The sequence below is a fragment of the Streptomyces sp. Je 1-369 genome (genome assembly GCF_026810505.1).
GTDB lineage: Bacteria > Actinomycetota > Actinomycetes > Streptomycetales > Streptomycetaceae > Streptomyces.
On record NZ_CP101750.1, the window covers coordinates 6013192 to 6039730 of the forward strand.

General features: G+C 68.4%; 26 protein-coding genes. 16 read left to right on the forward strand and 10 right to left on the reverse strand.

Annotated elements, in window-relative coordinates; translation table 11 throughout:
• Nucleotides 1-7 precede the first annotated feature (7 nt).
• Nucleotides 8-448 (reverse strand): methylmalonyl-CoA epimerase, encoded by a 441-nt coding sequence (gene mce / locus NOO62_RS27430; RefSeq protein ID WP_150216156.1) that lies wholly within the window; start codon nt 446-448, stop codon nt 8-10.
• Nucleotides 449-586: 138 nt separating this feature from the next.
• Between mce and NOO62_RS27435 the strand changes: the two genes are divergently transcribed.
• Together NOO62_RS27435 and meaB are read left to right on the forward strand one after the other, a co-directional pair.
• Nucleotides 587-1789 carry an acetyl-CoA C-acetyltransferase gene (locus tag NOO62_RS27435; RefSeq protein ID WP_268773501.1) on the forward strand — a complete coding sequence of 401 codons (1203 nt, stop codon included), beginning with the start codon at nt 587-589 and terminating at the stop codon, nt 1787-1789.
• 80 nt (nt 1790-1869) lie between these two features.
• Nucleotides 1870-2826, forward strand: coding sequence for a methylmalonyl Co-A mutase-associated GTPase MeaB (meaB, locus tag NOO62_RS27440; protein ID WP_268775801.1), 957 nt, complete (start codon nt 1870-1872; stop codon nt 2824-2826).
• Between the two features lie 76 nt (nt 2827-2902).
• Here meaB and NOO62_RS27445 read toward each other — a convergent pair whose 3' ends face one another.
• Entirely contained in the window at nt 2903-3652 is a 750-nt protein-coding gene (locus NOO62_RS27445; RefSeq protein ID WP_268775802.1) for a PepSY domain-containing protein, read from the reverse strand.
• 151 nt (nt 3653-3803) lie between these two features.
• Here NOO62_RS27445 and NOO62_RS27450 point away from each other — a divergent pair, with 151 nt between their 5' ends.
• Together NOO62_RS27450 and NOO62_RS27455 are read left to right on the forward strand one after the other, a co-directional pair.
• A complete protein-coding gene (locus tag NOO62_RS27450) occupies nt 3804-4469 on the forward strand; it encodes a response regulator transcription factor (protein ID WP_268773502.1) in 666 nt (221 codons plus the stop codon).
• A 5-nt stretch (nt 4470-4474) separates the two neighbouring features.
• A complete protein-coding gene (locus tag NOO62_RS27455) occupies nt 4475-5914 on the forward strand; it encodes a sensor histidine kinase (protein WP_268775803.1) in 1440 nt (479 codons plus the stop codon).
• A 28-nt stretch (nt 5915-5942) separates the two neighbouring features.
• Here NOO62_RS27455 and NOO62_RS27460 read toward each other — a convergent pair whose 3' ends face one another.
• The 4 genes from NOO62_RS27460 to NOO62_RS27475 form a co-directional block, all read right to left on the reverse strand.
• Complete coding sequence (locus NOO62_RS27460; protein WP_150172322.1) at nt 5943-6419, reverse strand: MarR family winged helix-turn-helix transcriptional regulator; 477 nt, start codon at nt 6417-6419, stop codon at nt 5943-5945.
• Between the two features lie 118 nt (nt 6420-6537).
• A complete protein-coding gene (locus NOO62_RS27465; RefSeq protein ID WP_268775804.1) occupies nt 6538-7293 on the reverse strand; it encodes an AIM24 family protein in 756 nt (251 codons plus the stop codon).
• A 56-nt stretch (nt 7294-7349) separates the two neighbouring features.
• Nucleotides 7350-8000, reverse strand: a complete 651-nt coding sequence (locus tag NOO62_RS27470; protein WP_268773503.1) for an AIM24 family protein — start codon at nt 7998-8000, stop codon at nt 7350-7352.
• Between the two features lies 1 nt (nt 8001).
• Entirely contained in the window at nt 8002-8640 is a 639-nt protein-coding gene (locus tag NOO62_RS27475) for an AIM24 family protein (RefSeq protein ID WP_268773504.1), read from the reverse strand.
• A gap of 167 nt (nt 8641-8807) precedes the next feature.
• Between NOO62_RS27475 and NOO62_RS27480 the strand changes: the two genes are divergently transcribed.
• The 7 genes from NOO62_RS27480 (at nt 8808) to NOO62_RS27510 (ending at nt 16049) form a co-directional block, all read left to right on the forward strand.
• The gene (locus NOO62_RS27480) at nt 8808-9158 is read left to right on the forward strand and encodes a DUF3817 domain-containing protein (RefSeq protein WP_150216147.1); all 351 of its coding nucleotides are present in this window, start codon (nt 8808-8810) and stop codon (nt 9156-9158) included.
• Nucleotides 9155-9448, forward strand: coding sequence for an MTH1187 family thiamine-binding protein (locus NOO62_RS27485; protein ID WP_268773505.1), 294 nt, complete (start codon nt 9155-9157; stop codon nt 9446-9448). The genes NOO62_RS27480 and NOO62_RS27485 overlap by 4 nt, the downstream gene beginning before the upstream one ends.
• A 142-nt stretch (nt 9449-9590) precedes the next feature.
• Complete coding sequence (locus NOO62_RS27490) at nt 9591-10310, forward strand: hypothetical protein (protein WP_268773506.1); 720 nt, start codon at nt 9591-9593, stop codon at nt 10308-10310.
• Between the two features lie 29 nt (nt 10311-10339).
• Nucleotides 10340-10996, forward strand: a complete 657-nt coding sequence (locus NOO62_RS27495; protein ID WP_268775805.1) for a DUF4166 domain-containing protein — start codon at nt 10340-10342, stop codon at nt 10994-10996.
• Nucleotides 10993-11643, forward strand: a complete 651-nt coding sequence (locus NOO62_RS27500) for a TetR/AcrR family transcriptional regulator (protein ID WP_268773507.1) — start codon at nt 10993-10995, stop codon at nt 11641-11643. Before NOO62_RS27495 ends, NOO62_RS27500 begins: the two co-directional genes overlap by 4 nt.
• 560 nt (nt 11644-12203) lie before the next feature.
• The gene (locus tag NOO62_RS27505) at nt 12204-14069 is read left to right on the forward strand and encodes a cellulose synthase catalytic subunit (protein ID WP_268773508.1); all 1866 of its coding nucleotides are present in this window, start codon (nt 12204-12206) and stop codon (nt 14067-14069) included.
• Between the two features lie 12 nt (nt 14070-14081).
• On the forward strand, nt 14082-16049 hold the full coding sequence (locus tag NOO62_RS27510; protein WP_268775806.1) for a kelch motif-containing protein: 1968 nt from the start codon (nt 14082-14084) through the stop codon (nt 16047-16049).
• A gap of 97 nt (nt 16050-16146) precedes the next feature.
• Here the strand turns inward: NOO62_RS27510 and NOO62_RS27515 are convergent, their stop codons facing one another.
• The gene (locus NOO62_RS27515) at nt 16147-17184 is read right to left on the reverse strand and encodes a glycoside hydrolase family 6 protein (RefSeq protein WP_268773510.1); all 1038 of its coding nucleotides are present in this window, start codon (nt 17182-17184) and stop codon (nt 16147-16149) included.
• Between the two features lie 182 nt (nt 17185-17366).
• Between NOO62_RS27515 and NOO62_RS27520 the strand changes: the two genes are divergently transcribed.
• The 4 genes from NOO62_RS27520 (at nt 17367) to NOO62_RS27535 (ending at nt 20255) form a co-directional block, all read left to right on the forward strand.
• Nucleotides 17367-17543, forward strand: coding sequence for a hypothetical protein (locus NOO62_RS27520; RefSeq protein ID WP_414930895.1), 177 nt, complete (start codon nt 17367-17369; stop codon nt 17541-17543).
• A 10-nt stretch (nt 17544-17553) separates the two neighbouring features.
• Nucleotides 17554-18063: a MarR family winged helix-turn-helix transcriptional regulator gene (locus NOO62_RS27525; protein ID WP_055564582.1), complete on the forward strand. Its 510-nt coding sequence runs from the start codon at nt 17554-17556 to the stop codon at nt 18061-18063.
• Between the two features lie 76 nt (nt 18064-18139).
• Entirely contained in the window at nt 18140-18472 is a 333-nt protein-coding gene (locus NOO62_RS27530) for a DUF3817 domain-containing protein (RefSeq protein ID WP_268773511.1), read from the forward strand.
• Nucleotides 18473-18554: 82 nt separating this feature from the next.
• Nucleotides 18555-20255 carry a methylmalonyl-CoA mutase gene (locus NOO62_RS27535; RefSeq protein WP_268773512.1) on the forward strand — a complete coding sequence of 567 codons (1701 nt, stop codon included), beginning with the start codon at nt 18555-18557 and terminating at the stop codon, nt 20253-20255.
• A 16-nt stretch (nt 20256-20271) separates the two neighbouring features.
• On the opposite strand, the gene NOO62_RS27540 is transcribed toward NOO62_RS27535, so the two are convergent.
• The 3 genes from NOO62_RS27540 to NOO62_RS27550 all read right to left on the reverse strand — a co-directional run bounded on the left by NOO62_RS27540 (nt 20272) and on the right by NOO62_RS27550 (nt 25330).
• A complete protein-coding gene (locus NOO62_RS27540) occupies nt 20272-20532 on the reverse strand; it encodes a hypothetical protein (RefSeq protein ID WP_268773513.1) in 261 nt (86 codons plus the stop codon).
• 90 nt (nt 20533-20622) lie between these two features.
• The gene (locus NOO62_RS27545; RefSeq protein ID WP_268773514.1) at nt 20623-24855 is read right to left on the reverse strand and encodes a hypothetical protein; all 4233 of its coding nucleotides are present in this window, start codon (nt 24853-24855) and stop codon (nt 20623-20625) included.
• A gap of 235 nt (nt 24856-25090) precedes the next feature.
• Entirely contained in the window at nt 25091-25330 is a 240-nt protein-coding gene (locus NOO62_RS27550) for a LuxR C-terminal-related transcriptional regulator (RefSeq protein WP_321170610.1), read from the reverse strand.
• 822 nt (nt 25331-26152) lie between these two features.
• On the opposite strand from NOO62_RS27550, the gene NOO62_RS27555 reads away from it, so the two are divergent.
• Entirely contained in the window at nt 26153-26539 is a 387-nt protein-coding gene (locus NOO62_RS27555) for a hypothetical protein (RefSeq protein WP_268773515.1), read from the forward strand.

The window sequence follows — 26539 nt, forward strand, 5'->3', positions numbered from 1 at the left end:
ACGGAGGTCAGTGCTCCAGTGACTCGGAGGGTGCCGAAGTGACAAGTTCCGTCAGGACTCCGTGACAGTCCTTCGGGTGCAGGAAGGTGATGCGCGACCCCATGGAGCCGATGCGGGGCTCTTCGTAGAGGACGCGTACGCCCTTGTCCTTGATGGCCGCCGCGTCGCCGTCGACGTCCGCGGTGCCGAAGGCGATGTGGTGCACGCCCTCGCCGTTCTTGGCCAGCCACTTGCCGACCGCGGAGTCGTCGCGGGTCGGTTCCAGAAGCTGCAGGTAGGAAGCGCCTCCGTCACCTGTGTCATTGATTTTCAGCATGGCCTCGCGCACGCCCTGCTCTTCGTTGACCTCGGAGTGGGTCACCTCGAATCCGTACGTCGCGCGGTAGAACTCGACGGTCTTGTCGAGGTCGAAACAGGCGATCCCGATGTGATCGATTCGCGTCAGCATGCTTCAAGTGCAGCGCTTGATGCAGTGATTACGCAACGTGCGCGCGATCACAGTCGCCGCCCGGTGACGGCAGGGGTACTGCTCAGTACATTCAGATAAACCCTCGTTAACTCCTCTCCTCCCAAGGGGTCGTCGCACATGGCAGGAACGACCGGCACCACCTCAGTGATCGTCTCGGGCGCACGCACGCCCATGGGCCGCCTCCTCGGCTCCCTGAAGTCCTTCTCGGGTGCGGACCTGGGGGGCTTCGCGATCAAGGCCGCGCTGGAGCGCGCGGGCATCGGAGGCGACCAGGTCCAGTACGTGATCATGGGCCAGGTTCTGACGGCCGGGGCAGGGCAGATCCCGGCACGCCAGGCCGCCGTCAAGGCGGGCATCCCCATGAACGTCCCCGCGCTGACCGTCAACAAGGTCTGTCTCTCGGGCCTCGACTCCATCGCACTCGCCGACCAGCTCATCCGCGCCGGCGAGTTCGACATCGTGGTGGCCGGCGGTCAGGAGTCCATGACCAACGCCCCGCACCTGCTCCCCAAGTCCCGTGAGGGCCACAAGTACGGCGCGATCGAAATGATCGACTCCATGGCGCACGACGGCCTGACCGACTCCTTCGACGGCGTCGCGATGGGCGAGTCCACGGAGAAGCACAACACCCACCTGGGCATCGGCCGCCCGGAGCAGGACGAGGTGGCCGCGCTCTCGCACCAGCGGGCCGCCGCCGCCCAGAAGAACGGCCTGTTCGAGGCCGAGATCACCCCGGTCGAGATCCCGCAGCGCAAGGGCGACCCGGTCCTCTTCGCCAAGGACGAGGGCATCCGCGGCGAGACCACCGTCGAGACCCTCGGCAAGCTGCGCCCGGCCTTCGCCAAGGACGGCACGATCACGGCGGGCACGTCCTCGCAGATCAGCGACGGCGCTGCCGCCGTCGTGGTGATGTCCAAGGCCAAGGCGCAGGAGCTCGGCCTGGCCTGGATCGCCGAGATCGGCGCGCACGGCAACGTGGCGGGCCCCGACAGCTCGCTCCAGTCGCAGCCCTCCAACGCCATCCAGCACGCCCTGAAGAAGGAGGGCCTGGCGGTCGCGGATCTCGATCTGATCGAGATCAACGAGGCCTTCGCCGCCGTCGCCGTGCAGTCAATGAAGGACCTCGGAGTGTCCTCGGAAAAGGTGAACGTCAACGGCGGAGCCATCGCGCTGGGTCACCCGATCGGGATGTCCGGCGCACGGCTCGTGCTGCACCTCGCCCTGGAGCTGAAGCGCCGGGGCGGCGGAGTGGGCGCGGCCGCGCTGTGCGGTGGCGGCGGGCAGGGCGACGCCCTGATCGTCAAGGTGGCCAAGGCCTAGCCCTCGGTCGGCCACTGTCCTCTCGTGCGTAATACGTAATGCGTATTACGTATTACGCAGACGTAGTGAACGGAGCTGTGATGCAGGACGTCCCCTCCCTGGTGGCGCAGGCCCGCGAGGGCAGGCCGCGGGCCGTGGCCCGGCTGATCTCACTGGTCGAGGGGGCGTCACCGCAGCTGCGCGAAGTGATGGCGGCGCTGGCGCCGCTCGCCGGCCATGCGTACGTGGTCGGCCTCACGGGTTCCCCCGGTGTCGGCAAGTCGACATCGACGTCGGCGCTCGTGAGCGCCTACCGGCGTGCCGGGAAGCGGGTCGGCGTGCTCGCCGTCGACCCGTCGTCGCCGTTCTCCGGAGGCGCGCTCCTCGGCGACCGCGTGCGGATGTCCGACCACGCGTCCGACCCCGGCGTCTACATCCGCTCGATGGCCACGCGCGGCCACCTCGGCGGCCTCGCCTGGGCCGCCCCGCAGGCCATCCGCGTCCTGGACGCCGCGGGCTGCGACGTGATCCTCGTCGAGACCGTCGGCGTCGGACAGTCCGAGGTGGAGATCGCCTCCCAGGCGGACACCTCGGTCGTCCTCCTCGCGCCCGGCATGGGCGACGGCATCCAGGCGGCGAAGGCCGGAATCCTGGAGATCGGCGACGTGTACGTCGTCAACAAGGCGGACCGCGACGGCGCCGACGCGACCGCGCGCGAACTGAACCACATGCTGGGCCTGGGCGAGTCCCGCGGCCCCGGCGACTGGCGCCCGCCCATCGTCAAGACGGTCGCCGCGCGCGGCGAGGGCATCGACGAGGTCGTCGAGGCGCTGGAGAAGCACCGGGCCTGGATGGAGGAGCGCGGGGTCCTCGGCGAGCGCCGGGTCGCCCGCGCCTCCCGCGAGGTCGAGACGATCGCCGTCACGACGCTGCGCGAGCGGATCGGCTCGCTCCACGGTGACCTGCGGCTCTCCGCGCTCGCGGAGCGGATCGTGGCGGGGGAGCTCGACCCGTACACGGCTGCGGACGAACTCGTCGAGGGCCTGACGGAGAGCTGAGACATGCCACAGGGGCGGCGTCGGTGACGCCGCCCCTGTGGCGGAAGTGGGCTCTCCTACGACCGTCAGTTGACCGTCAGTCGTCGGAGCCGTCGTCGTCCTGGCCGTCGTGGTCGTCGTGGTCCTGGCCGTCGTGGTCGTCGTCGTGGGTGTCCGTCCGGTCGGCCGTGACCTTGCCGGTCTTCAGGTCGACGTTGTACTCGGACTCGGCGCCCTTCTGGCCGGTCGTCTCCACGTTCCAGGCGGTCGCCGTGCCGTCGTCGTCGAGGTCCACGGAGGTCACCGTGCCCTTGTCGGCGCCGGCCTTCGCGGCGTCCGCGGCGCTGACGGAGGCGCCCTTCAGGGCGGAGTTGATCCGGGCGGCGTCGGCGGCGTCCTCGGCGGCGTCGTCCTTGTCGGTGTCATCGGCCTTGTCGACCCAGGAACCGAGGACCTTGCCCGTGCCCGGGTCGACCTCGACGCTGTGCCAGGTCTTGCCGTTCAGGATGTCGACGTCCCAGACCAGGCCGCCGTCCTCGTCGTCGAGCTCGGCGGAGACCGCGGTGCCGGACGTGTCCGCGAGGGCCGCCTTGATGGCGTCGGCGGCGGTCACCTTGGCGGCCTTCGCCTCGGCGGTGTTCTCGGCGGCGTCGTCGCGGTCGTCGTCCTTGCCGTTGTTGTCCCGGTCGTCCCGGTCGTCCTGGTCCTTGCGGTCGTTGTCCTTCAGCTGGACGCTCGACTTGCTCGCGGCGCTGTCGTCGTCACCGCCGGTCGCGAAGGCGGTGGCGGTGCCGCCTCCGATCAGGGCCGCGGCGGCGACGGTGGCGATGACGATGTTGCGCTTCATGAGGGTCCTCCCGAGGAAGTGGGCGGTGTGGGCGGCGGCCCGGGGGCCGCTGCCGTTCGCTTTCGACATGGACCAATCTGGCTGAGCGATCCTGAACGCACGCTGAAGCCGCCTGAAGAACTCTTCAGCTTCGCTCTGCCACCCTGAACGCATGCGCCTGTTGATCGTGGAGGACGAGAAGCGACTCGCCCTGTCGCTCGCCAAGGGTCTGACCGCCGAGGGCTTCGCCGTCGACGTCGTCCACGACGGCGTCGACGGACTGCACCGGGCGAGCGAGGGCACGTACGACCTGGTGATCCTCGACATCATGCTCCCCGGCATGAACGGCTACCGCGTCTGCTCCACACTGCGCGCGGCAGGCCACGACGTGCCGATCCTGATGCTCACGGCCAAGGACGGCGAGTACGACGAGGCCGAGGGCCTCGACACCGGCGCGGACGACTACCTCACCAAGCCCTTCTCGTACGTCGTGCTGGTCGCCCGCGTGAAGGCGCTGCTGCGCCGCCGCGGCAACGCGGGCCCCTCCCCGGTCCACACCCTGGGTGAGCTGAGGATCGACACGGCGGCGCGCCGCGTCTTCCGCGGCGAGGACGAAGTCACCCTCACGGCGAAGGAGTTCGCGGTCCTCGAGCAGCTGGTGCTGCGGACCGGCGAGGTCGTCTCCAAGGGCGACATCCTGGACCACGTCTGGGACTTCGCGTACGAGGGCGACCCCAACATCGTCGAGGTGTACGTGAGCACGCTGCGGCGCAAGCTCGGCGCGGCCCTCATCAAGACCGTGCGCGGCGCCGGATACCGCCTGGAGGCCCCGCGATGAGCAGGATGAGCCGACTGTTCGGATCGGTACGGGCCAGGGCCACGCTCGGCGCGAGCCTCGTCGTCGCCCTCGCCCTGGTCGCCGCGGGCGCCGCCGTGCTGCTCTCGCTGCGGGAGAACCTCACCGACCAGGCGGGCTCCCGGGCCGATGCGGCCGCCCGCAAGGTCGCCTCGCAGCTCCTCACGGTCCGGTCGTTCGGCGACCTGGACCTGCCGGACGACGAGAACCAGCCCGTCCAGGTCGTCGACGGCGACGGCAGGCTGGTCGCGGCCAGCGAGGACCTGGAGAAGATCAGCGGAACGGGCGTCGACCAGGTCAAGCCCGGCCGTGGGGGAGCGGGCGCGAAGGAGGACAGCGGCGACGCCGGGGACCGCGAGGAGCTTGAGGCGCGCGAGGACGGGGAGATCGACGACGAGTCGAAGTACACCAACGGCTCCGCCACCGTCGACGGCGAGAGCGCCGAGTACCGCTTCGCCGCCGTCGAGGTCAGCTCGCCCAAGGGCGACTTCACCGTCTACGCGGGCGGCACGCTCTCCGACGAACGGAGCGCCGTGTCCACGGCGCTGACGTCGATGCTCATCGGATTCCCGCTGCTCCTCGCGGTCGTCGCCGGCGTCACCTGGCTGGTGACGCGGCGCGCCCTGCGCCCGGTGGCCGCGATCACCGCGGAGATGTCCGCGATCACCGCGTCGGAGGACCTCGCGCGCCGCGTGCCCGAGCCGGACACGCACGACGAGATCGCCCGCCTCGCCCGCACCACCAACGAGACGCTCACCGCACTCCAGACCTCGGTGGAACGCCAGCGCCGGTTCGTGGCGGACGCCTCGCACGAGCTGCGCAGCCCCATCGCCTCGCTGCGCACACAGCTCGAAGTGGGCGCCGCGCACCCGGAGTTGCTGGACGTGGACGGCGCCGTCGAGGACACCGTGCGGCTCCAGGAACTCGCCGCCGACCTGCTGCTCCTGGCCCGCCTGGACGCGGGGGAGAAGCCGGGGGCGGGCCGGGTCGACCTGGCGGCCTTCGCGCGCGAGGAGCTGTCGCAGCGCACCCGGGACCGCGTCGAGGTGCACGCGGAGCTGAAGAGCGCCGAAGTCGCGGGCTCCCGCGGCCAGCTGGCACGGGTGCTCGGCAACCTCCTGAACAACGCGCAGCGGCACGCACGCTCCCGCGTCACGGTCACCACCCGGAGCGACGGGGCCTGGGCGGTCCTGGAGGTGGCCGATGACGGCAGTGGCGTGCCGGTGGGCGAGCGGGAGCGGATCTTCGAGCGGTTCGTACGGCTCGACGACGCGCGGACCCGCGACGAGGGCGGGGCCGGTCTGGGCCTCGCCATCGCGCGGGACGTGGCGGTGCGGCACGGCGGCACGCTCGTGGTGCGGGAGGCGCCGTCCGGGGGTGCGCTGTTCGAGCTGCGGCTGCCGGGTCCTCAGTCGTCGGCGGAATGAGGGGTGCGGCGGGCCGTGGTGGCGTCGATCAGGGTTTGCCGCGCTGGGAGCGCAGGTGTTCCGCGATCGGGGTCAGAGCCTTGCGCAGGTCTTCGAGGGCTTCGTCGGAGATGAGGTCCACGAAGTGCCGCCGCACGGAGGCGACATGGTGCGGGGCCACCTTCCGCATGGTCTCCATGCCTTCCTCGGTGAGGACGGTGTAGAGACCTCGCCGGTCGGACTCGCAGTTCTCACGGCGCACCAGGCCCGCGTTCTCCATGCGGGTGATCTGGTGGGACAGGCGGCTCTTGGACTGCAGGGTGGCGGCGGCAAGGTCGCTCATCCGCATCCGGAGCTCTTCCGACTCGGAGAGGTACACGAGAATGTCGTAGTCGTTCATGGTCAGGTTGAACGGCTGAAGGTCCTTTTCGAGCTGATATGTCAGCATCCTGTTGACCTCCACGTGGGTGCGCCAGGCGCACTGTTCCTCGTCGGTCAGCCACTGCGGGGCCGTCTCGGTCTCCATGGAATCGATTCTACCTAAGAAGTTGAAAGGTGAACGAATGGTGGGATGTGACACGCCTCGCACCACCTGCCTCACGGAGGGGCACAGGCGTTCGCCGTCACACTCCGCAGACTACCGCTCACAGCCCGAAGCGACGCTGGAGGTCCCCCAGTTGTCCGGGAAGGCGCGGTGCACCCGGCTGCTGACCCGGTTGGCCCGGAGTGCCCCGTCCGCCGGGAACGCCCCCCTGATGGGGCACCTCCCCCGATGCCCGTTCGGGCATCAGCGCCTCGGTGGACTGGAGCAGGACCGTGCCGGCGCCCACGAACTCGAACTGGTGCTCCTCGCCGGACGTCCCGCCGATGCCGGTCAGTGCCCGCACGCCTCCGATCACGCCCGTGAGGTAGCCGTGGTCGTAGTGATGGCAGGGTGAGGGGCAGTCCGCCCACCCCACGAGCGCCTGTGGATCCACCCGAATCGGAGGCTCCATGAACACCACCGGGCCGTTCGACGCGGCGACGAACTTGCCCGTGCCGATGAGGGTCAGAAAGCCCGGAACGATCGACTGCTTCAGCGCGAGAGTTGGCTGAAAAGCGAGGAGGTTGCCGGAGCGAATGGTCAGGTTGCCCTCTTCGAGGTCGTACGAATTCACGTCGAAGGCCCGGTCGGCAAGGAGCATCTTGCCCTGACCGTCCGCCACGACCCAGTCGCTCGCGTGCAGCGGCGAATGAAAACTGGTCCGGACCAGGCGGTCCAGGCGGCCGTGCCCGATGCCGTTGAACTCGATCCGTCCGTAGTAGGCGATCATCTTCCCCTTCTGCAGGAACCACTGGTTCCCCTTGAGCTCCACGCAGAAGGTGTACGCGTTCACGCTGTCGTCGCTCGGCAGCGTCATGGGGTCGAAGACGGCGGGGGCTCCCGCGGGCGTCGAGACGTTGGGGACGTTGGGGTTCACAGCTTCTCCTCCGAAGCCTGGACGTACACCGCGCCGGTCCCCGACAGCTCCAGCTGGAAGGCCTCACCGGAGCCGCGGCCCACCATGTCGCGCCAGCCGAGCGCCGTGGACAGCTTGTTGCGCACGTCGCCGTGGTGCGCGACATACGCCTGCGGGTCCACGTGGACCGGGCGCTGCGGGGTGATCGGCACCTCGATGACGCCGCCGTGCGCCATGACGGCGACCGCGCCGTGGCCCTTCAGGGTCGTGGTGAACAGGCCCTGGCCGCTCACCTGGCCGCGCACCATCCCCATCACGCCGCCCTGGGAGCCCATGAACATCGTGCCCTGCTGGAGCGTGCCGTCGAAGGCGAGCAGGCGGTCCGCCTCCACGTACAACGTGTCTCCGGAGAGGCCGATCACCTGGATGTGGTGCCCGCCGTGCCCGAACAGGACCGTGCCGCTGCCTTCAACGGTCATCAGGGGCGTGGCCTCGCCCGCGACCCGGCGCCCGATCATGGAGGCGAGACCGCCCTGGCCGCCCTGCATGTTGGGGGTGAAGGAGACGTCCCCCTTGTAGGCCAGCATGGCGCCGCGCTGGCTGAAGATCTTGGTGCCCGGCTGGACCGTGGCCTCGATCATCTTCGAGTTGATCTCGCGGAAGGGCATGTCACACATCCCCCGCGATCGTCGCCCGCTCGCTCGGCTGGACATAGACAAGACCTTCGCCCTCGAAGCGGATCTGGAAGGCCTCGCCGCCGCCCTCGCCCATGAAGGTGCGGAACGTGACACCGGACTGGAAGCTCTGACGGACGTCGCCCTGGTGTGCGATGTACGCCCCCGGGTCGACCGTCAGGGGGTACTGCTGGGAGACGCGGAGGACCACCGCAGGCCCGTCGGAGACGATCGCCGCCTGGCCGGTGCCCTCGACGGTCGTCGTGAACAGGCCGTTCCCCTGCGTCGCGCCGCGCATACCGGTGAAGCTGGTGCCGGTGCGCAGGCCGGCGTCGGTGCAGAGCAGGTTGCTCGCCTCCACGTACAGCTTCTCGCCGGTCAGCCGGACGAGGTTGATCTCGGTGGCACGGTCGGCGAACCAGCAGGTGCCGTGCCCCTTCACCTCCATCACCGTCATCTGCTCGCCGGTGACGCGGCGGGTCACCATGCCCCGGATGCCCTCCCCACCGCCGGTCATCTTCTTGAAGGCCATCTGGCCGTCATACGCGACCATCGAGCCGTTCTTCGCCTTCACGGCGTCGCCCGTCATGTCGACGGCGAGCACTCTGCTCCCTTGGAGCCGGAACGTAGCCACGAATCGACGGTAGCCGCCGCGTACCCACCCAGAACAGGGTGAAGGGCCCTGAGCGAACCCGGAGAACACCCCGATGTCACAATGGGGGTCGCTTGTGCGTCCGTTCACAAGATCGACGCCGCCGAGCACCGCCCCCTGCCTGTCGTCCGTCCCACCGAAGGTGACCCGTGGACATCAAAACCGCTTCCGCACTCCGCCGCCTCCGCCTGGTCTCCGTGCCCGAGGGCATTTCGTGGATCGTGCTGTTGGTCTGCACGATCATCAAGTACACGGTCTCCGAGGACTTCAACGTGGCGCCGGTGCTCGGTCCGATCCACGGCGTGCTCTTCGTCCTGTACGTGGTCTTCTGGCTCGACGCCTGGAACCGTGCCAAGTGGGACCTCGGGACCGGCGCCCTGTACTTCGCGTTCTCGTTCATCCCCGGCGGCGGCTTCATGGCCGAGCGCAAGCTGAAGCGCGAGGCCGAGGCCGCGGTGATCGCGTCGCGCGCCCGCAAGGAAGGCGTAGTGAACGCATGATCGTCGCCTTCTCCGTGACCCCGCTCGGGGTCGGCGAGGACGTCGGTGAGTACGTCGCCGACGCGGTCCGCGTGGTCCGCGAGTCCGGCCTGCCGAACCGGACCGACGCCATGTTCACGTCCATCGAGGGCGAGTGGGACGAGGTGATGGACGTCGTCAAGCGCGCCGTCGCCGCGGTCGAGGCCCGCTCTCCGCGCGTCTCCGTCGTCATGAAGGCCGACATCCGCCCTGGCGTGACGGACGGCCTCACGTCGAAGGTCGAGACGGTGGAGCGCCACCTGTCCGCGTAGAAGCACCTCAGTACTGACTGCGAAAAGCCCCTGCCCTCAGGCAGGGGCTTTTTTGCTGCCCCTCAACTTGAGCGACTGCTCAAACAAAGCTACCTTTCGTTTTGAGCGGTCGCTCAAAAGTATCCTGACGTGGGGGTTTGCCGTGATTCTGTACATCGAGGCGCGCATACGCGCCGATCTCGACGACCTCTGGGCCCGCACCCAGGAACCCGACCGGCACCAGCGCTGGGACCTTCGTTTCAGCGAGATCGACTACCTGCCGTGCCGGGAGGGCGAGCCGCAGCGCTTTCGGTACGCCACGCGCGTGCTGCCCTTTCTGACCATCGCGGGCACCGGGATCTCCGCGGGCGAGAAGCGGCGGCGCGACGGCACCAGGACCTCCGCTCTGCGCTTCGCGTCCCCGCACCCGCTCTCCCTCCTCGAAGAGGGCAGCGGTTACTGGCGCTACGTACCCGCGGAGGACGGCGACGGCATCCGTTTCCTCACCGGGTACGACTACCGCCCGCGCTGGGGGCGCTTCGGAAAGGTCGCCGACCGGCTGCTTTTCCGCCCCCTCATGGGGTGGGCGACCGCCTGGTCGTTCGACCGTCTCCGGCTGTGGCTGGAGCGGGGCATCACTCCGGAGAGGGCTCTGCTGCACGCGGTGGCGGACTTCGCCGTTCGTCTCCTGTGCGTGATCGCCGCGCTCCTCTTCGCTCCCATGGTGGCCCTGGCGACCGCGGCCTCGATGCTGATGCTGCCGCCGCTGCCCACGACTCCGGCCGCCCGCCGCTGCCTGCGCAAGCCGCCGGCACGCGCGCGTGACCCGCGCATCCTCTCCACTCTCGCCCCGCTCACCAGGACCGAGGAGCAGTACTCGTGACGCAGCCCGCATCCATCTTCCGCACCGTGATGGGGGCCGACTTCCACCGCCTCCACCCGCAGCTCCAGCGCCGCTTCTCCGTCGGGCTCGCGAGCGGCGAGGCCTGTACGGGCCGGGGCGTCATGGACCGCATCTGGCACGGGCGCGGGTTCGTGAAGCCGTTCCTCGCGCTCGGCGGCACCCGCAACATCCTCGTCCCGCGCCAGGGCAGGAACGTTCCCTTCGTCATCGAGAACGTGCCGTACACCGACACGTACGGCCGTGAGACGGTGACCTTCGTGCGCACCTTCGACCTGCCCGGCGGCCCCCGCCGTTTCGACGCCCAAATGGTTCTGAGCCCCAAGGGCGACCGCGTGCTCGACTACCTCGGCACGCACCAGCACCTCGCCAGCGACCTCCACTTCCGTGCGGAACCCGACGGCTCGCTCCTCATCCGCTCCGGAGAGCACCGCTTCCGGGAAGGTCCCCTGGACTGCCGGGTGCCCTCCCTCATCGGAGGCGACGCCGAGGTCCGTGAGTCCTGGGACGATGCGTCCGGCCGCTTCCGCATCCGGGTCCGGGTCGCCAACTCCCGCTTCGGGCCGCTGTTCGGCTACGAGGGGTCCTTCGCGGCGACGTACACCGACGTCCGTACGTGCGGAGTCCGCCCGGGGCTCCGGCCGGTCCGCGAGGAGGCGCGCGCGTGAGTGCGGCCAAGGACCCGGCCAAGAGCCTGGAGACCCGGACCAAGCTCCTCGACGGCGCGCTGCGGACGCTCACGGAGCAGGGCATCGCCAAGACGTCCGCGCGGAACATCGCGGCGACGGCCGGGGTCAACCAGGCGCTCGTCTTCTACCACTTCGGGTCCGTCGACGAGTTGCTCGCGGCGGCGTGCCGACACGGTACGGAGCAGCGGGTCTCCCGGTACCGGGAGCGCCTCTCCGGGATCGACTCCCTCGCCGGGCTGCTCGCCTTCGGGCGCGAGATGCACGAGGAGGAGCGTGAGGCGGGGCACGTGGCCGTGCTCGGCCAGCTGCTCGCCGGGTCGCAGACGCAGCCGCGGCTCGCCGTCGCCACGGCGGCGGGGCTCGCCCTCTGGATCGAGGAGATCGAGAAGGTCCTGACCCGGGTGCTCTCGGCTTCGCCGCTCGGGGAGTTCGTGGACGCGGTGGGGCTCGCGCGGGCGGTGGGGGCGTCGTTCGTGGGGATGGAGCTGTACGAAGGGGTGGATGCGGAGGGGGCGGGGCGGGCGCTCGACTCCCTCGAGCAGCTCTCCCTTCTCGTCTCCGCCGTCGAGGACCTCGGGCCGCTGGCTCAGCGGGCGGTTCGGCACCGGATTCGTCGGTTGCAGTGACCTCGGCGCCCGGCGACGTCCAGCGGGGGTAGGGGCGCCGAGCCCGCCGCTTCGCGGCGGATGTTTCCCACCCGCCCGCCCGTTTACCCCGCGACGTCCAGCGGGGGTAGGGGCGCCGAGCCCGCCGCTTCGCGGCGGATGTTTCCCGCCCGCCCGCCCGTTTACCCCGCGACGTCCAGTGCGCGTAGGGGCGCCGAGCCCGCCGCTTCGCGGCGGATGTTCCCCGCCCGCCCACCCGTTTACTCCGCGACGTCCAGCGGAGGTGGGGGCGTTTCCTCTCGCGTCGTGCGGTGGGGGTGGGTGGCGTTTACCCCGCGACGTCCAGCGGGGGTAGCGGCGTTTCCCCTCGCGTCGTCCGGTGGGGGTGGGGTGGAGGCGCTTCCCCGCGTCGTCCGGCAAGGGCAGGGCGCGTGCGCCCCGCCACGTCCCGTGAGGGCCGCTCGCACAGCCCGCCCCCCACCGCAACCCCACCCAAACCGCCCATCCTAAAACCGCTCGCACGGGGGAACCCCGTTCGACACGCCGGGGAAAGTCCACTTTTGTGAGGGTATCGGCGGAACTTGGACCACCAGAACCTGGAGGGCGCTGTGCGGCAGCCGGAGGGCTACGACTACGAGACCCACAGCACGCTCGCCGGACCGCTCACGGAGCCGGACGGCGACCATGGGGGAGGGCGGGGGAGCGGGACGTACCGCGTGCAGTATCGCGCCCTGCTTTCCAGCGAACCGCACCGAATACGCGCCGTCCTGCTCATGAGCCTCGCCCCCCTCCTCACGGGACTCCTGCTCGTCTATCTCGTGTGGCCCACCCACTGGACCGAACGCGAAGGCGGCGACCGGTGGCTGATCGGGCTCGACATCACGATGCTCGTGGCGATCGGGCTGATCGAGCTGTTCATGCTCGTCAACGTCGTATCGATCGCCCACGCGACGATGGTGGCGAGGGATCCGGTCCCCGTGCGTCCGGAGAGCGGTACGCGCGTCGCGTTTCTTACTACGTACGTACCCGGTAAGGAACCTCTGAGCATGGTCCGGGCGACTCTCGAAGGTGCCGTTCGGATACACCATCCCGGCCCCCTCGACGTATGGCTTCTTGACGAAGGGGACAGTCCCGAGGCGAAGGTGCTCTGCGAAGAGCTTGGCGTGCGGCACTTCACGCGCAACGGCGTGCCCGAGTGGAACCGGAAGAAGGGGCCGCACAAGACCCGCACCAAGCACGGCAACTACAACGCCTGGCTGGCGATGCACCACGCGGAGTACGACTTCTTCGCCTCCGTCGACACGGACCACGTGCCGCTCCCCAATTTCCTCGAGCGGATGATGGGGTACTTCCGGGACCCGGATGTCGCCTTCGTCGTCGGGCCGCAGGTCTACGGGAATTACACCGCTCCCGTCACCAAAGCCGCTGAGTCCCAGCAGTTCCTCTTCCACGCGCTGATCCAGCGCGCGGGCAACCGCTACCGCGCCCCCATGTTCGTGGGCACCAACAATGTCGTGCGGATCAGTGCGCTCACGCAGATCGGGGGGCTGTACGACTCCATCACCGAGGACATGGCCACCGGGTTCGAACTGCACCGGCGGCGCAATCCGGTCACCGACAAGCACTGGCGGTCGGTGTACACCCCGGACGTGCTGGCCGTGGGCGAAGGGCCCGCCTCCTGGACGGACTTCTTCACCCAGCAGATGCGCTGGTCGCGCGGTACGTACGAGACGCTGTTCAAGCAGTACTGGAAGGCACCGTTCACGATGCCGCCCGGGCGATTCTTCTCGTACTCCCTGATGCTCGTGTATTACCCCATGACCGCCGTGAACTGGCTCCTCGGCATTCTCAGTTGTGTGCTGTTCCTGTGGTTCGGGGCCTCCGGGACGCAGGTCGCCGCATCCGTGTGGCTGATGCTCTACAGCGACGCGGCCGCACTCCAGGTGGGGCTCTACCTGTGGAACCGGCGGCACAACGTGTCTCCGCACGAGCCCGAAGGCTCCGGAGGGCTCGCCGGCATGGCGATGTCGGCGCTCTCCGCCCCCATCTACGCCAAGTCGCTCGGCGCGGCCGTCGTGCGCAGGCCCAGCCGCTTCGTCGTCACCCCCAAGGGCGGCGACGCCAGCCCGGACCGGCTCCTCACCTTCCGGATCCACTTGTTCTGGGCCGTCGTGCTCGCGAGCTCGCTGATCGCGTCCTTCGTCCTCGGCCACACCCACGTGGCGATGCGGACCTGGGCCGTCCTCGCCATGGTCATCTCCCTGGCACCCGTGTCCATCTGGGCCTACGGCCTCGTCAAGGAGCGCAGGGCCCACCCGAAGGCGGCGACGAAGGCGAAGGCGAAGGCGCAGAACCAGACGCAGACGGCCGTGCCGCGTGGCGAGGCCGCCCCCGAAGGCGAGCCTGAGCCCGCGTTCGCCACCGGCACGTCGACAGGAGGGAACTGACCCATGGCACCCATGGCCTACCGGCCCTCGAAGCGCACCAGGAAGACGCTCCTCGGAGTCGGCGCGGGCGCCCTGCTCGTCGGGCTGAACGCGCCCGCCGCGCTCTCCTTCGCCGAGGAGAAGTACTACGCGTACAAGATCGCCCAGCCCGGCTACAAGAAGAAGTACGGCTCCTGGAAACAGGTCGGCATTCCGGACGAGTTCCGTACGAACGCCATTCACGCCGCGCTGCTCCACACGGGCAAGGTGCTGATCGTCGCGGGGTCCGGCAACGAGCAGAAGAAATTCGACGCCGGGTCCTTCGACACCGTCTTGTGGGATCCGAAGAACGACACGTTCAAGAAGATCCCTACGCCTGAGGACTTCTTCTGCTCCGGGCACGCCCAGTTGCCGGACGGGCGGCTTCTGGTGGCGGGGGGTACCGCCCGCTACGAACTGCTCGACGGGGAGGTCGAGCGGGCCGGTGGCGGTATGCGCGTGAAGAACGAGAACCCCGACAAGCCGATCGTTCTGAAGAAGGGCACCAAGTTCCGGTCGCCCTCGGGTGTCGAGTACGTCAGCAAGTTCGACGTCGAAGTGCCCAAGGCCAAAAGGGACTTCGAGATCGAGTACTCCAAGTCCGGTGTGATGCAGCCCTGGAAGACCAAGGTCAAGGCGAGCGAGGCACGGGTCTTCGTCGAGGCGATCCAGGACGGTGCGCAGTCGGTCACCGAGAAGTCCGCGCAGTACGAGATCGAGGGACTGACCGGTGACGAGGCCGACAACACGTACGGCATCGCCGAGAAGATCGACATGGAGAAGCAGGACTTCCAGGGGATCAAGGCGGCGTACGAGTTCGACCCGAAGGCCGAGAAGTACGTTCCGGTGGAGCCGATGGACAAGGCCCGCTGGTATCCGACGCTCGTCGGCCTGGAGGACGGCAAGGTGCTCGCGGTCTCCGGACTCGACGACGTGGGCGTCGTCGACCCGGGCGACAACGAGATCTACGACCCGAAGACGAAGAAGTGGACGGACGGGCCCAAGCGGTACTTCCCCACGTATCCCGCGCTCTTCCTCACCAAGGGCGGAAAGCTCTTCTACCCCGCTTCGAACGCCGGTTACGGGCCCGCGGAGAAGGGCCGTGAGCCGGGCCTGTGGGACCTGGACACGAACAAGTTCGAGAAGGTCCCCGGCCTGGAGGACCTCGACCAGACCGAGACGTCGGCGTCCGTGCTGCTGCCGCCCGCCCAGGACCAGAAGGTGATGATCCTCGGCGGCGGGGGAGTGGGCGAGTCGGAGAAGGCGACGCGGCGCACCGCCGTGATCGACCTCAAGGAGGACGACCCGTCCTTCAAGACCGGGCCGCAGCTTCCGCAGGGCACGCGCTACCTGAACAGCGTCCTCATGCCGAACGACTCCGTGTTCACGACGAACGGCGCCTCGGACTACCGCGGACGCAGCGCGAGCAACATCCACAAGGCGCAGTTCTACGACCCCAGGACCAACGCCTTCCAGGAGGCCGCGGCGCCCGCGGTCGGCCGCAACTATCACTCCGAGGCGCTGCTGCTGCCCGACGGGCGGGTCGCCACGTTTGGCTCCGACCCGCTCTACGACAACGAGCAGAACACCAAGCTCGGTCACTTCGAGCAGCGCATGGAGATCTTCACGCCGCCTGCGCTGCACCGGGGCGGCGAGACGCGCCCGGTGCTCGGCGAGGGCCCCGAGGAGCTGGCGGCCGACGGGCGCGCGACGTTCCGGATCGACCGGCCCGAGAACATCGCGTCGGCCCGCCTGATGCGGCCGAGCGCGGTGACGCACACGACGGACGTCGAGCAGCGCTCGATCGCGCTGGAGGTCAGCAAGGGGCCGGGCTCGGTGACGGTGGACGTGCCGCGCGAGGACGCGGCGCTGGTGCCGCCGGGCTGGTACATGCTGTTCGTGACGGACAAGGACGGCACGTCGTCCGAGGCGAAGTGGGTCCACGTCGGCGCGGACGGCTGACCGGCCGTGAACGGTAGGGCTGACCGGCCGTGATCGGTAGGGCTGACCGGTCGTGATCGGTAGGAGGGCCGTCGGCCGTCCGCGCGGAGTCGTGTGGTCAGGCGGCCTTCGCGTTGCGCGCGAGACCCAGCGCGTAGTCCGGCCACCACTGGCCCGCCGCCGGGCCGCCCCGGCACGGGCCGTCCGAGTCGCCGGGCCGCTTGATCCACAGCACGGCGTCGACCAGCGGGTCGCCCGTGCGGTCGGTCGGCGGCGTGCCGAGGCCGCGTCCCGGCGGGTTGCACCAGGCGTCCTGACGGTCGCCCGCCAGGGGCCCCCTGCCGTTGCGGCTGGTGTCCATGACGAAGTGCTTGCCGCCGACCGTGGCCGACAGCGTGCGGCCGTACGACTTGATCGTCCCGTCGTCCTGGAAGTTGGAGACGTTCAGGGAGAAGCCGTCGGCCTGCGCGACGCCCGCCTTCTGGAGAGGCTCGGTGAGCTTGCCCGGCTCGGAGATCCAGCCGGGGTTCCCCGCGTCGAGGTACACCTTGACCTTCGGCTGCCGCTTCAGCCGCTGGATCGCCTCGGACAGCAGCTGGTAGCGGTCCGCGTGGTACTCGGCCGGGGTGCAGCCGTCCACGATGTGCGGGATCGCGTCGGGCTCCAGGACGACCAGCGCCGACGCACCGCCGATCGCGTCGGCGAACGTGTCCACCCAGGTCCGGTACTGGTCCGCGCTGCCCGCGCCGCCCGCCGAGTGCTGGCCGCAGTCGCGGTGCGGGATGTTGTACGCGACGAGCACGGCGGTGCGGTTCTCCTTCGCCGCGCCCCGCGTGGCCTGCGCGATGTCGGGCGCCGGGTCGTCGCCCGCGGGCCACACGGCCATGGGCTGCTCGGAGATGCGCCGTAGGGCGTCGGCGTCGCGGGCGCGGCCCTGCTGCTCCCACTGCTCGACCTGGCGTGCGGCGGGGCTCTCCGGGTCGACCCAGAAGGTGCTTTCGGGCGGCCCGGCGGACGCGGTGGCGGCCCCGCGCACGGTGGCCTCCTCCTTCGCGCCCGCGCCCGTGCCGGACGCGGAGTCGGAGGAGCAGCCCGCCGGGAGCCCGAGGGCGGCGAACGCCGCCAGTGCCGTGAACGTGCGGAGCAGCCGGTGCATCCAGCCCCCTTGGGCGGTGGTGACAGTAATGGTGACGGTCAGTCAGCCCGGCAATCGTTACATAAAGGACTAGTCGCGCTCTTGTGCCACACCGCCTCCGGTCGCAAGGGCGATGCCGAGCGGGGTGCACTCGTAGCACACCTGATGCCCGTACCGCCGTGACACCAGGAGCCCGGGCCAGGATGCACGGCGTCGACGAAGCAGCGGCACTCGCCGGACTGGCCGCGGAGTTCTCCGCGGTGAGCACGGTCGTCGCGGGTGCGGGCGTCCTCGGCACCGTCTGCTGTCTGCTCCTGATGGCGGAGGTGCGGTCGACCGAATTGCGAGACGGGGCTGACCACCATGTGACCGACGGGTAAGGTCGATGCCGTGCCGAAGCCGCTCAGCCTCCCCTTCGATCCCATCGCCCGCGCCGACGAGCTCTGGAAGCAGCGCTGGGGATCGGTCCCGGCCATGGGTGCGATCACCTCGATCATGCGGGCGCACCAGATCCTGCTCGCCGAGGTCGACGCGGTCGTGAAGCCGTACGGACTGACCTTCGCGCGCTACGAGGCGCTGGTGCTGCTCACCTTCTCGCAGGCCGGCGAGTTGCCGATGTCCAAGATCGGCGAGCGGCTCATGGTGCACCCGACGTCGGTCACGAACACGGTGGACCGCCTGGTCAAGTCCGGCCTGGTCGACAAGCGCCCGAACCCCAACGACGGCCGCGGCACGCTCGCCTCCATCACGGAGAAGGGCCGCGAGGTGGTCGAGGCGGCGACGCGTGAGCTGATGGCGATGGACTTCGGGCTCGGGGTGTACGACGCGGAGGAGTGCGGGGAGATCTTCGCGATGCTCAGGCCGCTGCGGGTGGCGGCGGAGGATTTCGAGGAGAAGTAGGGCCGTCGGACTCGCCCCTTCCGCTCGGGTCGGGGTCGGCGAAGATCGCGCAAAACAGGCGGTTACGCTCGTAGCCATGAAATCCAGCGTGCTGACCCGCTACCGGGTGATGGCTTACGTCACCGCCGTCATGCTCCTCATCCTGTGCGCCTGCATGGTGGCGAAGTACGGCTTCGAGAAGGGCGAGGGCCTGACCCTGGTGGTCTCCCAGGTCCACGGAGTCCTCTACATCATCTACCTGATCTTCGCCTTCGACCTGGGCTCCAAGGCGAAGTGGCCGTTCGGGAAGCTGCTGTGGGTGCTGGTCTCGGGGACGATCCCGACCGCGGCGTTCTTCGTCGAGCGCAAGGTCGTGCGTGAGGTCGAGCCGCTGATCGCGGACGGCTCACCGGCCGCGGCGAAGGCGTAAGGCCTAACCCTCCACCGCCACGGACAGGTCCGTGGCGGTTGGGCATCGACTTTTACTAGGACGTCCTAGTAAATTCGAGGGTATGGACGCTGACGCGATCGAGGAAGGCCGCCGGCGCTGGCAGGCCCGTTACGACAAGGCCCGCAAGCGCGACGCGGACTTCACCACGCTCTCCGGGGACCCGGTCGACCCCGTCTACGGGCCGCGGCCCGGTGACACGTACGACGGGTTCGAGCGGATCGGCTGGCCCGGCGAATACCCGTTCACGCGCGGGCTCTACCCCACCGGGTACCGCGGCCGGACCTGGACCATCCGCCAGTTCGCGGGCTTCGGCAACGCCGAGCAGACGAACGAGCGCTACAAGATGATCCTGGCCAACGGCGGCGGCGGCCTCTCCGTCGCCTTCGACATGCCGACCCTCATGGGCCGCGACTCCGACGACCCGCGCTCGCTCGGCGAGGTCGGCCACTGCGGTGTCGCCATCGACTCCGCCGCCGACATGGAGGTCCTCTTCAAGGACATCCCGCTCGGCGACGTGACGACGTCCATGACGATCAGCGGGCCCGCCGTGCCGGTCTTCTGCATGTACCTCGTCGCGGCGGAGCGGCAGGGCGTCGACCCCGGCGTCCTCAACGGCACGCTCCAGACCGACATCTTCAAGGAGTACATCGCGCAGAAGGAGTGGCTCTTCCAGCCCGAGCCGCACCTGCGCCTCATCGGCGACCTGATGGAGCACTGCGCGCGTGACATCCCCGCGTACAAGCCGCTCTCCGTCTCCGGCTACCACATCCGCGAGGCCGGGGCGACGGCCGCGCAGGAGCTGGCGTACACGCTCGCGGACGGCTTCGGGTACGTGGAGCTCGGTCTCTCCCGCGGCCTCGACGTGGATGTCTTCGCCCCCGGCCTCTCCTTCTTCTTCGACGCGCACGTGGACTTCTTCGAAGAGATCGCGAAGTTCCGTGCGGCCCGCCGCATCTGGGCGCGGTGGCTCCGCGAGGAGTACGGGGCGCAGACCGACAAGGCGCAGTGGCTCCGCTTCCACACGCAGACGGCGGGCGTCTCGCTCACGGCGCAGCAGCCGTACAACAACGTCGTCCGCACGGCGGTCGAGGCCCTGGCAGCCGTCCTCGGCGGCACGAACTCCCTCCACACCAACGCGCTGGACGAGACGCTCGCGCTGCCGAGCGAGCAGGCGGCGGAGATCGCGCTCCGTACGCAGCAGGTGCTGATGGAGGAGACGGGCGTCGCGAACGTCGCCGACCCGCTGGGCGGCTCCTGGTACATCGAGCAGCTCACCGACCGCATCGAGGCCGACGCGGAGAAGATCTTCGAGCAGATCAAGGAGCGGGGGCGGCGGGCCTGTCCGGACGGGCAGCACCCCATCGGCCCGATCACCTCGGGCATTCTCCGTGGCATCGAGGACGGCTGGTTCACCGGCGAGATCGCCGAGTCCGCGTTCCAGTACCAGCGGTCCGTGGAGAAGGGCGACAAGCGGGTCGTCGGCGTCAACTGCCTCGAAGGCTCCGTCACGGGTGACCTGGAGATCCTCCGCGTCAGCCATGAGGTGGAGCGGGACCAGGTACGGGATCTCGCGGGGCGCAAGGGCCGGCGCGACGACGCGCGGGTCCGGACCTCCCTCGACGCCATGCTGGCGGCCGCGCGTTCCGGCGCCAACATGATCGCCCCCATGCTGGAGGCGGTCCGCGCGGAGGCGACGCTCGGGGAGATCTGCGGGGTGCTTCGCGATGAGTGGGGGGTTTACGTGGAGCCGCCGGGGTTCTAGTGGAGACGCCGGGCTTCTAGCGGTCCCGGGTGCGGAACGCCCGCTGGAGCACGATGCGCAGGAACGCCACAATGCCGCCAGGTGCCAGGATGTAAAGGGCCAGCGGCACCAGGTCGGGGTCATACGCGTATACGTAGACCACGAACACCGCGGTCAGTGCGATATGGCCGTACGGGAGCAGTATCCCGATGCGGCCTTCACGCGTACTGAAGATCGGAATGACGATCCACAGAAGGAATATGCCGAAATAGAGGAGTACCGGCAGGAGCAGCAACAAGTTTCTCTCCGCCTTGTCCGGCGCCGAGGGTGGGGGCACCCGAGAGGATGACCCCACCCCTTGTCCCATCTCCGATATCAGATGCGATGGTCAGCTACTGTACTCGGGGTCCGGTGAAGTACTCGGCCAGGAGCAGAAATGGCCGCCGGGGTTGGTGCCTGCGCCATCCAGGACATCGATGTTCCACGGGTTTCCGCTGTGTCCGGACGATCCGTCGCAGCCGCCGTACGGGATTCCATGGCCGCCCGCGTGGGAGATGATGGCGCTGAAGGGAATGAAGTCACCGCGGTAGACGGGACTCGCGCTCTGCGTGTAGTTGCCGGACTGATCGATCGACTTGCCGTCCAGGTAGAGATACTGGTTCGGCATGTGGCTCGACCGCAGAATGGGATCGCCGTCGTAGGAGCGGACCTTGCCGTCCGCGCAGAGCTGGAAGCTCAGTTCCTGCCAGATGGGGGGCGCCGCGTTCATCAGCGAACCCAGCTTGCCCGGTTTGAAGAAGGCGTTGTAGATCTCGCCGACCACGTCGTCCACCTTGTCGTCGACCACGGGCGAGTCCGCCACCTCGTTCCTCCACTTGGTCGCGGCGTCGGTCGCCTCCTTGACGCCGAGCATCGGCCGGTAGCCGATCGAACCCCCGGAGGTGTGCAGGGCCCTGACGCAGGTTCCGTTCTCGACCACGCTGGGCTTGAGCCCCATGGCCGCGTAGGCCCGTCCGGGCAGTATCCCGGTGCTGTTGGTGTCCGTTGTGGTGTTCCTGCCGTCGTGCTCGTTCAGGTCCTGGGCCGTGTAGTTCAGGTCCGGCGGCTCGATCTTGTAGTCATCCTTGATGGCTTTGAACGTATCCGTGACGAACTTCGGGAGATGGGTGTCGGCCGTGCGGTCGTCGTACTCGACGAATTCGCTGCCGTCCACGATCTTTCCGTCGTCCGCTTTGACGAAGGACACGGTCGCTTTGTTGCGGATCTTGTAGGAGCTGTCGTCGCTGTCGAACTGGGCGGGTTTACCGTCACTGGTCGGCCGATCGGTCACGGGATTGGAATAGTGCAGCCATCCCGCCATGCTCTTGCCGTCGGGATGGTCTTCCGGATCCGTCCCGGCCTCCTCGATGGATTTCTTCCAGCTCGCCATCGCGGCGCGCGTGTTCGGCAGGACACAGCCCGGTGCCGGCATGTCGATGCAACCCGGCAGCGCCGTCACACCACCCGACGTCTTCATGCCCCAGTCGTAGATGTGCTGCCGATCCTTGAAGGGGGTATCGAGTGGCAGCATGCTCTCTTTGTCGGCGTCGAGATTCTGGTCCTCGTCGAAGAATCCGACCGACTGCACGGTGCGCTCCACGTACGTGCCCTTGATGGGCACCACCGCGACGGCGTCGAAGGCGATGTCCTGGTCTCCCGTGCCGTCCGACGTCGTGGTGCTCAGAGTGACCTCGGGGGCGGCGTCGAACATGAAGGACCCGAGGGTGGCCCAACGGTTTCCGTCGCCGGGCTGGGAGAGGACGCGAGTCCTTGTCCCCTTCGCCGTCTTGATCTTGTACTTGGCCCTCTTCGTGTGTGCTCCGTGGTCCGGCAGATGAACCATGATCTTGGCCGGCCCGTTGACCGCCTTCTCCAGCTTCCACTGAGCGGTGGCCTCCAGTCTCTTCCCCTTGGCGTCGTTCTGCCGGGTGTGACCGAAGTAGAAGTGCCCGCCGAAGCCGGCGCCGAGTTGGTGCAGGTCGACCTTGGCGGGCCAGACGTTCCCGATCACGCCGCCCGGTTCGACACCCGCTTCGGGTTCACCGAAGTCCATGGAGAAGGTGCCCTGGTTGTTCCAGCCCCCGTTGAGGCAGTTGGGTCTGATCGACGGGGTGCCCCCGGGTACATCATCGATGATCATCGCGTTGGAGGGCAGACCGGCGGTCGTGCAGTTGGGCGGGTACGCGGTGCCGTCGGCCTCCTCGGGATAGGTGTCGTTGAACCGCACGAACTCGTTGCCGCAGTAGGTCTTGCAGTCGTCCTTCCACTGCACGGACTGATGCCACCAGCACTTGAACTTGTCGTCGCCGGTGGTCAGAAGGCAGGGGCCGGCGCCGGTCTCGTTCTCGGCGCCGTCCCCGATCTTGGAGGGGTCACACCTGTTGTAGGGGCCGCAGAAGAGGTCCTCGGCCGGCTTCACATGGGCGCGGTGGTACTTGGCGCTGCCCTTGATGGTCGCGTCACCTTCGGCGCCGTTCCACCACGCGGGCCGGAACGCGGGGACGAGCTTGCCGGGCGATTCCAGGAAGGAGGGCGGGTGCGCGGCAAAGCCGAGCACCTTCTCCGGGTAGGGCCAGTCCTGGGGGTGAGCAGCCGCGGAGGCCTGCTCGTTGCCCAGGCGGTCCTCCATGAAGGGTGTCCGGCCGGCGTCCCACTCCGGGTTCGCGGGGTTGTTGGTCCAGCCCAGTCCCCAGGGTTTGTTGCCGCCGGTGTTGGCGTGGAACCCCGAGTTGTAGGCCCACAGGGCGAAGAACCAGTTCTCCAGCTGTTCGGGACTGCCGTCGTGGACCTCGATCCCGGCCTGCTTGGTGTCGTTCCACTTGTCCACCAGGATCTGCAGACCCGCGGCGATGTTCGCGGTGTAGTCGAGGGCGACGGCCCGTTGCTTCTGGTACTCCCAGGCGGCCCCGCCGTGGTCGTCGTCATCGCCTCGTCCGGCACGGCGCATGTGGTCGGTGACCTGCATGATGCCGTATCCGCAGTCGGCGTCGGTGAAGTTGACGTCCCAGTCGTTGGAGCTCTCCCCGTCGTACAGGTCGATGCCGTAGTAGTTGCCGATGAGCGGACTACCGGTGACGCCGGGCACGGAACTGCGCGCCGCCTGCCACATGTTGGATTCCTGAGTCGCCACCCCGAGGAGGATCTGGACCGGCACACGGCCGCCCCCGCGCAAGGTCGGGTTGGGGAAGAGCGTCTGCGGCTGGTACGCGGGCATCCCGAGACTCTTCCAGTTCGCGGGACGCGAGATGTGCTTGTTCAGCTTGCCGTTGACGGCCTGGTCCACCGCCCACTCCACCTGGCGGGGCTTGGGCTGCATCGTCTGGTTGCGCGGGTCATTGCGCGGAACCGAGCAGACCCGATTGGACTCCACGATCTCCGTACGACTGCTCGCGGCCCGCGCCGACGACACGGCGCGCTTCCGAGAGCCCTCGCCGCGTGTGCTCCCGTCGAGCACGGGAGACGGGGCCTGACTCCGTTGCCACTGGGCCGACTTGACGGCCAGGGGGCGCATCGTGAAACCGACCCGGCTCCCCGACGAGACCACCTCCGCCTCGACCTTCACCCACCGTGGGTCCGTCCCTTTCCCGGGGTGCAGGGAGCGGGGTGACGACTTCGCGTCCGCCCACTGAGGTCTCTGCACCACGAGTCCGGCCCGAGTGGACATCGTGACGTCCTTCTCGGCACCGGCCAGTCTGTGCACACGCTTCGGCAGGGCACCGGACGTACGGGGCCGACCCGTGAGGTACACGTCGCCGCCCGCACGGGTCACGCCGGTCCCGGTGACCGGCCCCGACCCGAGGACGGAGACCTTCTCGGTGCCGGTGACCCGCTTGATCCGAGCCTGGTTCGCCTTGCCCTCGGTGGCGGTTCTCCTGTCGAGGAAGACGATTCCACCGTCGCCGTCCGGAGTGAGCCGGTAAGGCACCTTGTCCGTCGTGGCCAGGGTCTTCTTCCGGCCCTTCCCGTCGATGCTCACGACCCGTGCGCCGCTCGCCGCGACGATTCCCTCGGCGGCCGGAACGGCGGAAGTGACCTGCCCCCGCGTGATGACGGCCCGCCCCACCTCGCCGGACGCGGCGTCGACGGAGACCAGACGCGTCGCTGCCTTGTCCTCGCCCGCGGACTGCGTCAGTACCGCCGTCTCCCCGGTACCGCAGCCCGGGTTGTAGTACGACAGGGACGCCGTGAGATCGAGTTTGTTCACGTGACCCGTCTCCAGGTCGACGACCGCGGCGAACCCGCCGCGGGCCATGAGCCGCGCCTTGTTGGTGAACGTGCGCGGCGCGTACACGACCACGGCTCGCTTGCCGGAGCCCGTGACGCATGCGTTGCCGATCCAGGCGTCCGCGTCGAAGCCGGGCTCGGACAGCGTGGCCGCGGTCCGCCAGGCGTAGCCGTCCTTCTCGCGGGCGGTCAGCAGATGGAACCCGCGGCCGTCGCCGGTCGTGGTCCACGCCACGTCCTTGGACTCGTTCCAGTCCTCACCCAGGACTTCGGCGCGTGCGCCGGGCGGCACGGCACCGGGGTCGATGGTGTCCGCCGCGCGCGGCGAGGATGCCGGGGGCGATTCGTCGTCGGCCATGGCGGCGGATTGCATCAGCCCGGTCAGCACCGCCCCTGCCGCCAGAGCGGCGACTGCGGTTCTGGATCTTCGATGTAAGTTCAACGCGGCCCCTCATTGGGATATGGAGCCATGCCCGGCCGGGCATGGCAGACCCGCCCGACCGGCTGAGAAGAGCGGGGGCGGGCTGATGGTGGAGCCGGCGGCCGACGGCTTGCACAGAAAAGCGGCGCACCAGCCGGAGATGTTTCTGTTGCTAATCAGCGACCACGGGCGAAATCTCAACCGTCTCCGCAAACAGGCCGAGCTGCTGCGCCTGCGCCCCGAGAGCGACCCTCCCCTTTGCTCCGAGACGCGACATCAGGTCCTGGACTCTGCGCTGAACGGTGCGGTGGCCCATTCCAAGCTGCCTTGCCACCGCGGCGTCGTCCAGCCCATTTCGAAGAAGGGCGAGGATCTGTATGCCTGTTGCGTCAATCACCGGAACCGTGCTCACTACTCCACCCCCAGCGAAAACCTCTGATCCGAAAGCATCGCGAATAATATGCAGCGCCGATCGCCTTTGACAGGCACAGAACCTTCACCAACTGCACAAAACTGGTGCATTGCGGGTGGCGTAATTACGCCACGCTCCCCCTGAGGGCGACATATGGGACGGGATGCACTGTCCCATCCTCCGCCCTATTTCACTCAGTGGAACCCGAGGTGGAGCCGGTCCAGGCGGCATGAGGCGTGATTACGCCAGCTCTTCCCGGCGCATTGCCCGGGGCGTTCCGCGGCCCGTAGCGTCGTTCATGAAAGAAGACACCGGCCGCCATAGTGAGATCTGAGATCGGATCCACTTCGAATCTTCGAATCAGATGGTTCCGTATGCTCTCATCCGTCATTCTGCAGGTTCGTGTTCGTAAGGAAGGGCTGGCGCTACTGTCGGCTCTTTTGTTTCTTCTGCTTGGTTCGGTCGCCTGTTCCCCCCAGTCGGAGCACCGGGGCGGCGGGGCGACGGAATCCCTCAAAGCACCGAAAAGTCGGCCGCTTTATGACGTGATGAAGGAAGTGGCGGATCAGGGTCAGGGATTCTCCATACGGCAGGCCACAGGAGAAAAGCGGTCCGTTCACCCCGCTCGCGCCCGTCTCTACAAAGTTTGCTACGAACGGGATGAGCCGAAGTTGGGTGCCGTCGTCCTATTCGTCGCGCTACGGGAGGATGAGTGCCCGAAGGGTGGGGGCAGGGGGAGCGGGAGTGATTCCGGAAAAGAAAAGACGAGAGGACGTGAATAGCGTGCGGAGTGCTGTGAGGTTTGGGGTCGTAGGGGCGAGTGTGGCCGTTCTTTTCGGTACATTCTCGGGTGTTTCCTACGCGGAGTCGAGCAAGGCCTGCGATGAGTCGTGGGACGACAACGGGGTGAACTGCACCATCCGTCATTGGAATGACCATGTGAATGGCACCCTGGCCTCGAAGGGCTCTTTCACCTCTTACGATGAGGTCGTGGCGGCATCTGATCACTACGCCGACGGGCTGGGCGTCTACATCAAGGCGGAAGACTCCTACACCGGCCAGTACATCGAGAAGTGGGTCACCGGCGGCAAGGGTGACTCGTGGAAGAAGAACGCGTCTTTCCCGGACGGTCGGTTCATCGATCTCAAGGTGTGCCAGACCAACAACGGAACCTTGATGAACTGCCTCTTCGCGGAGGCGCGTGCCTGA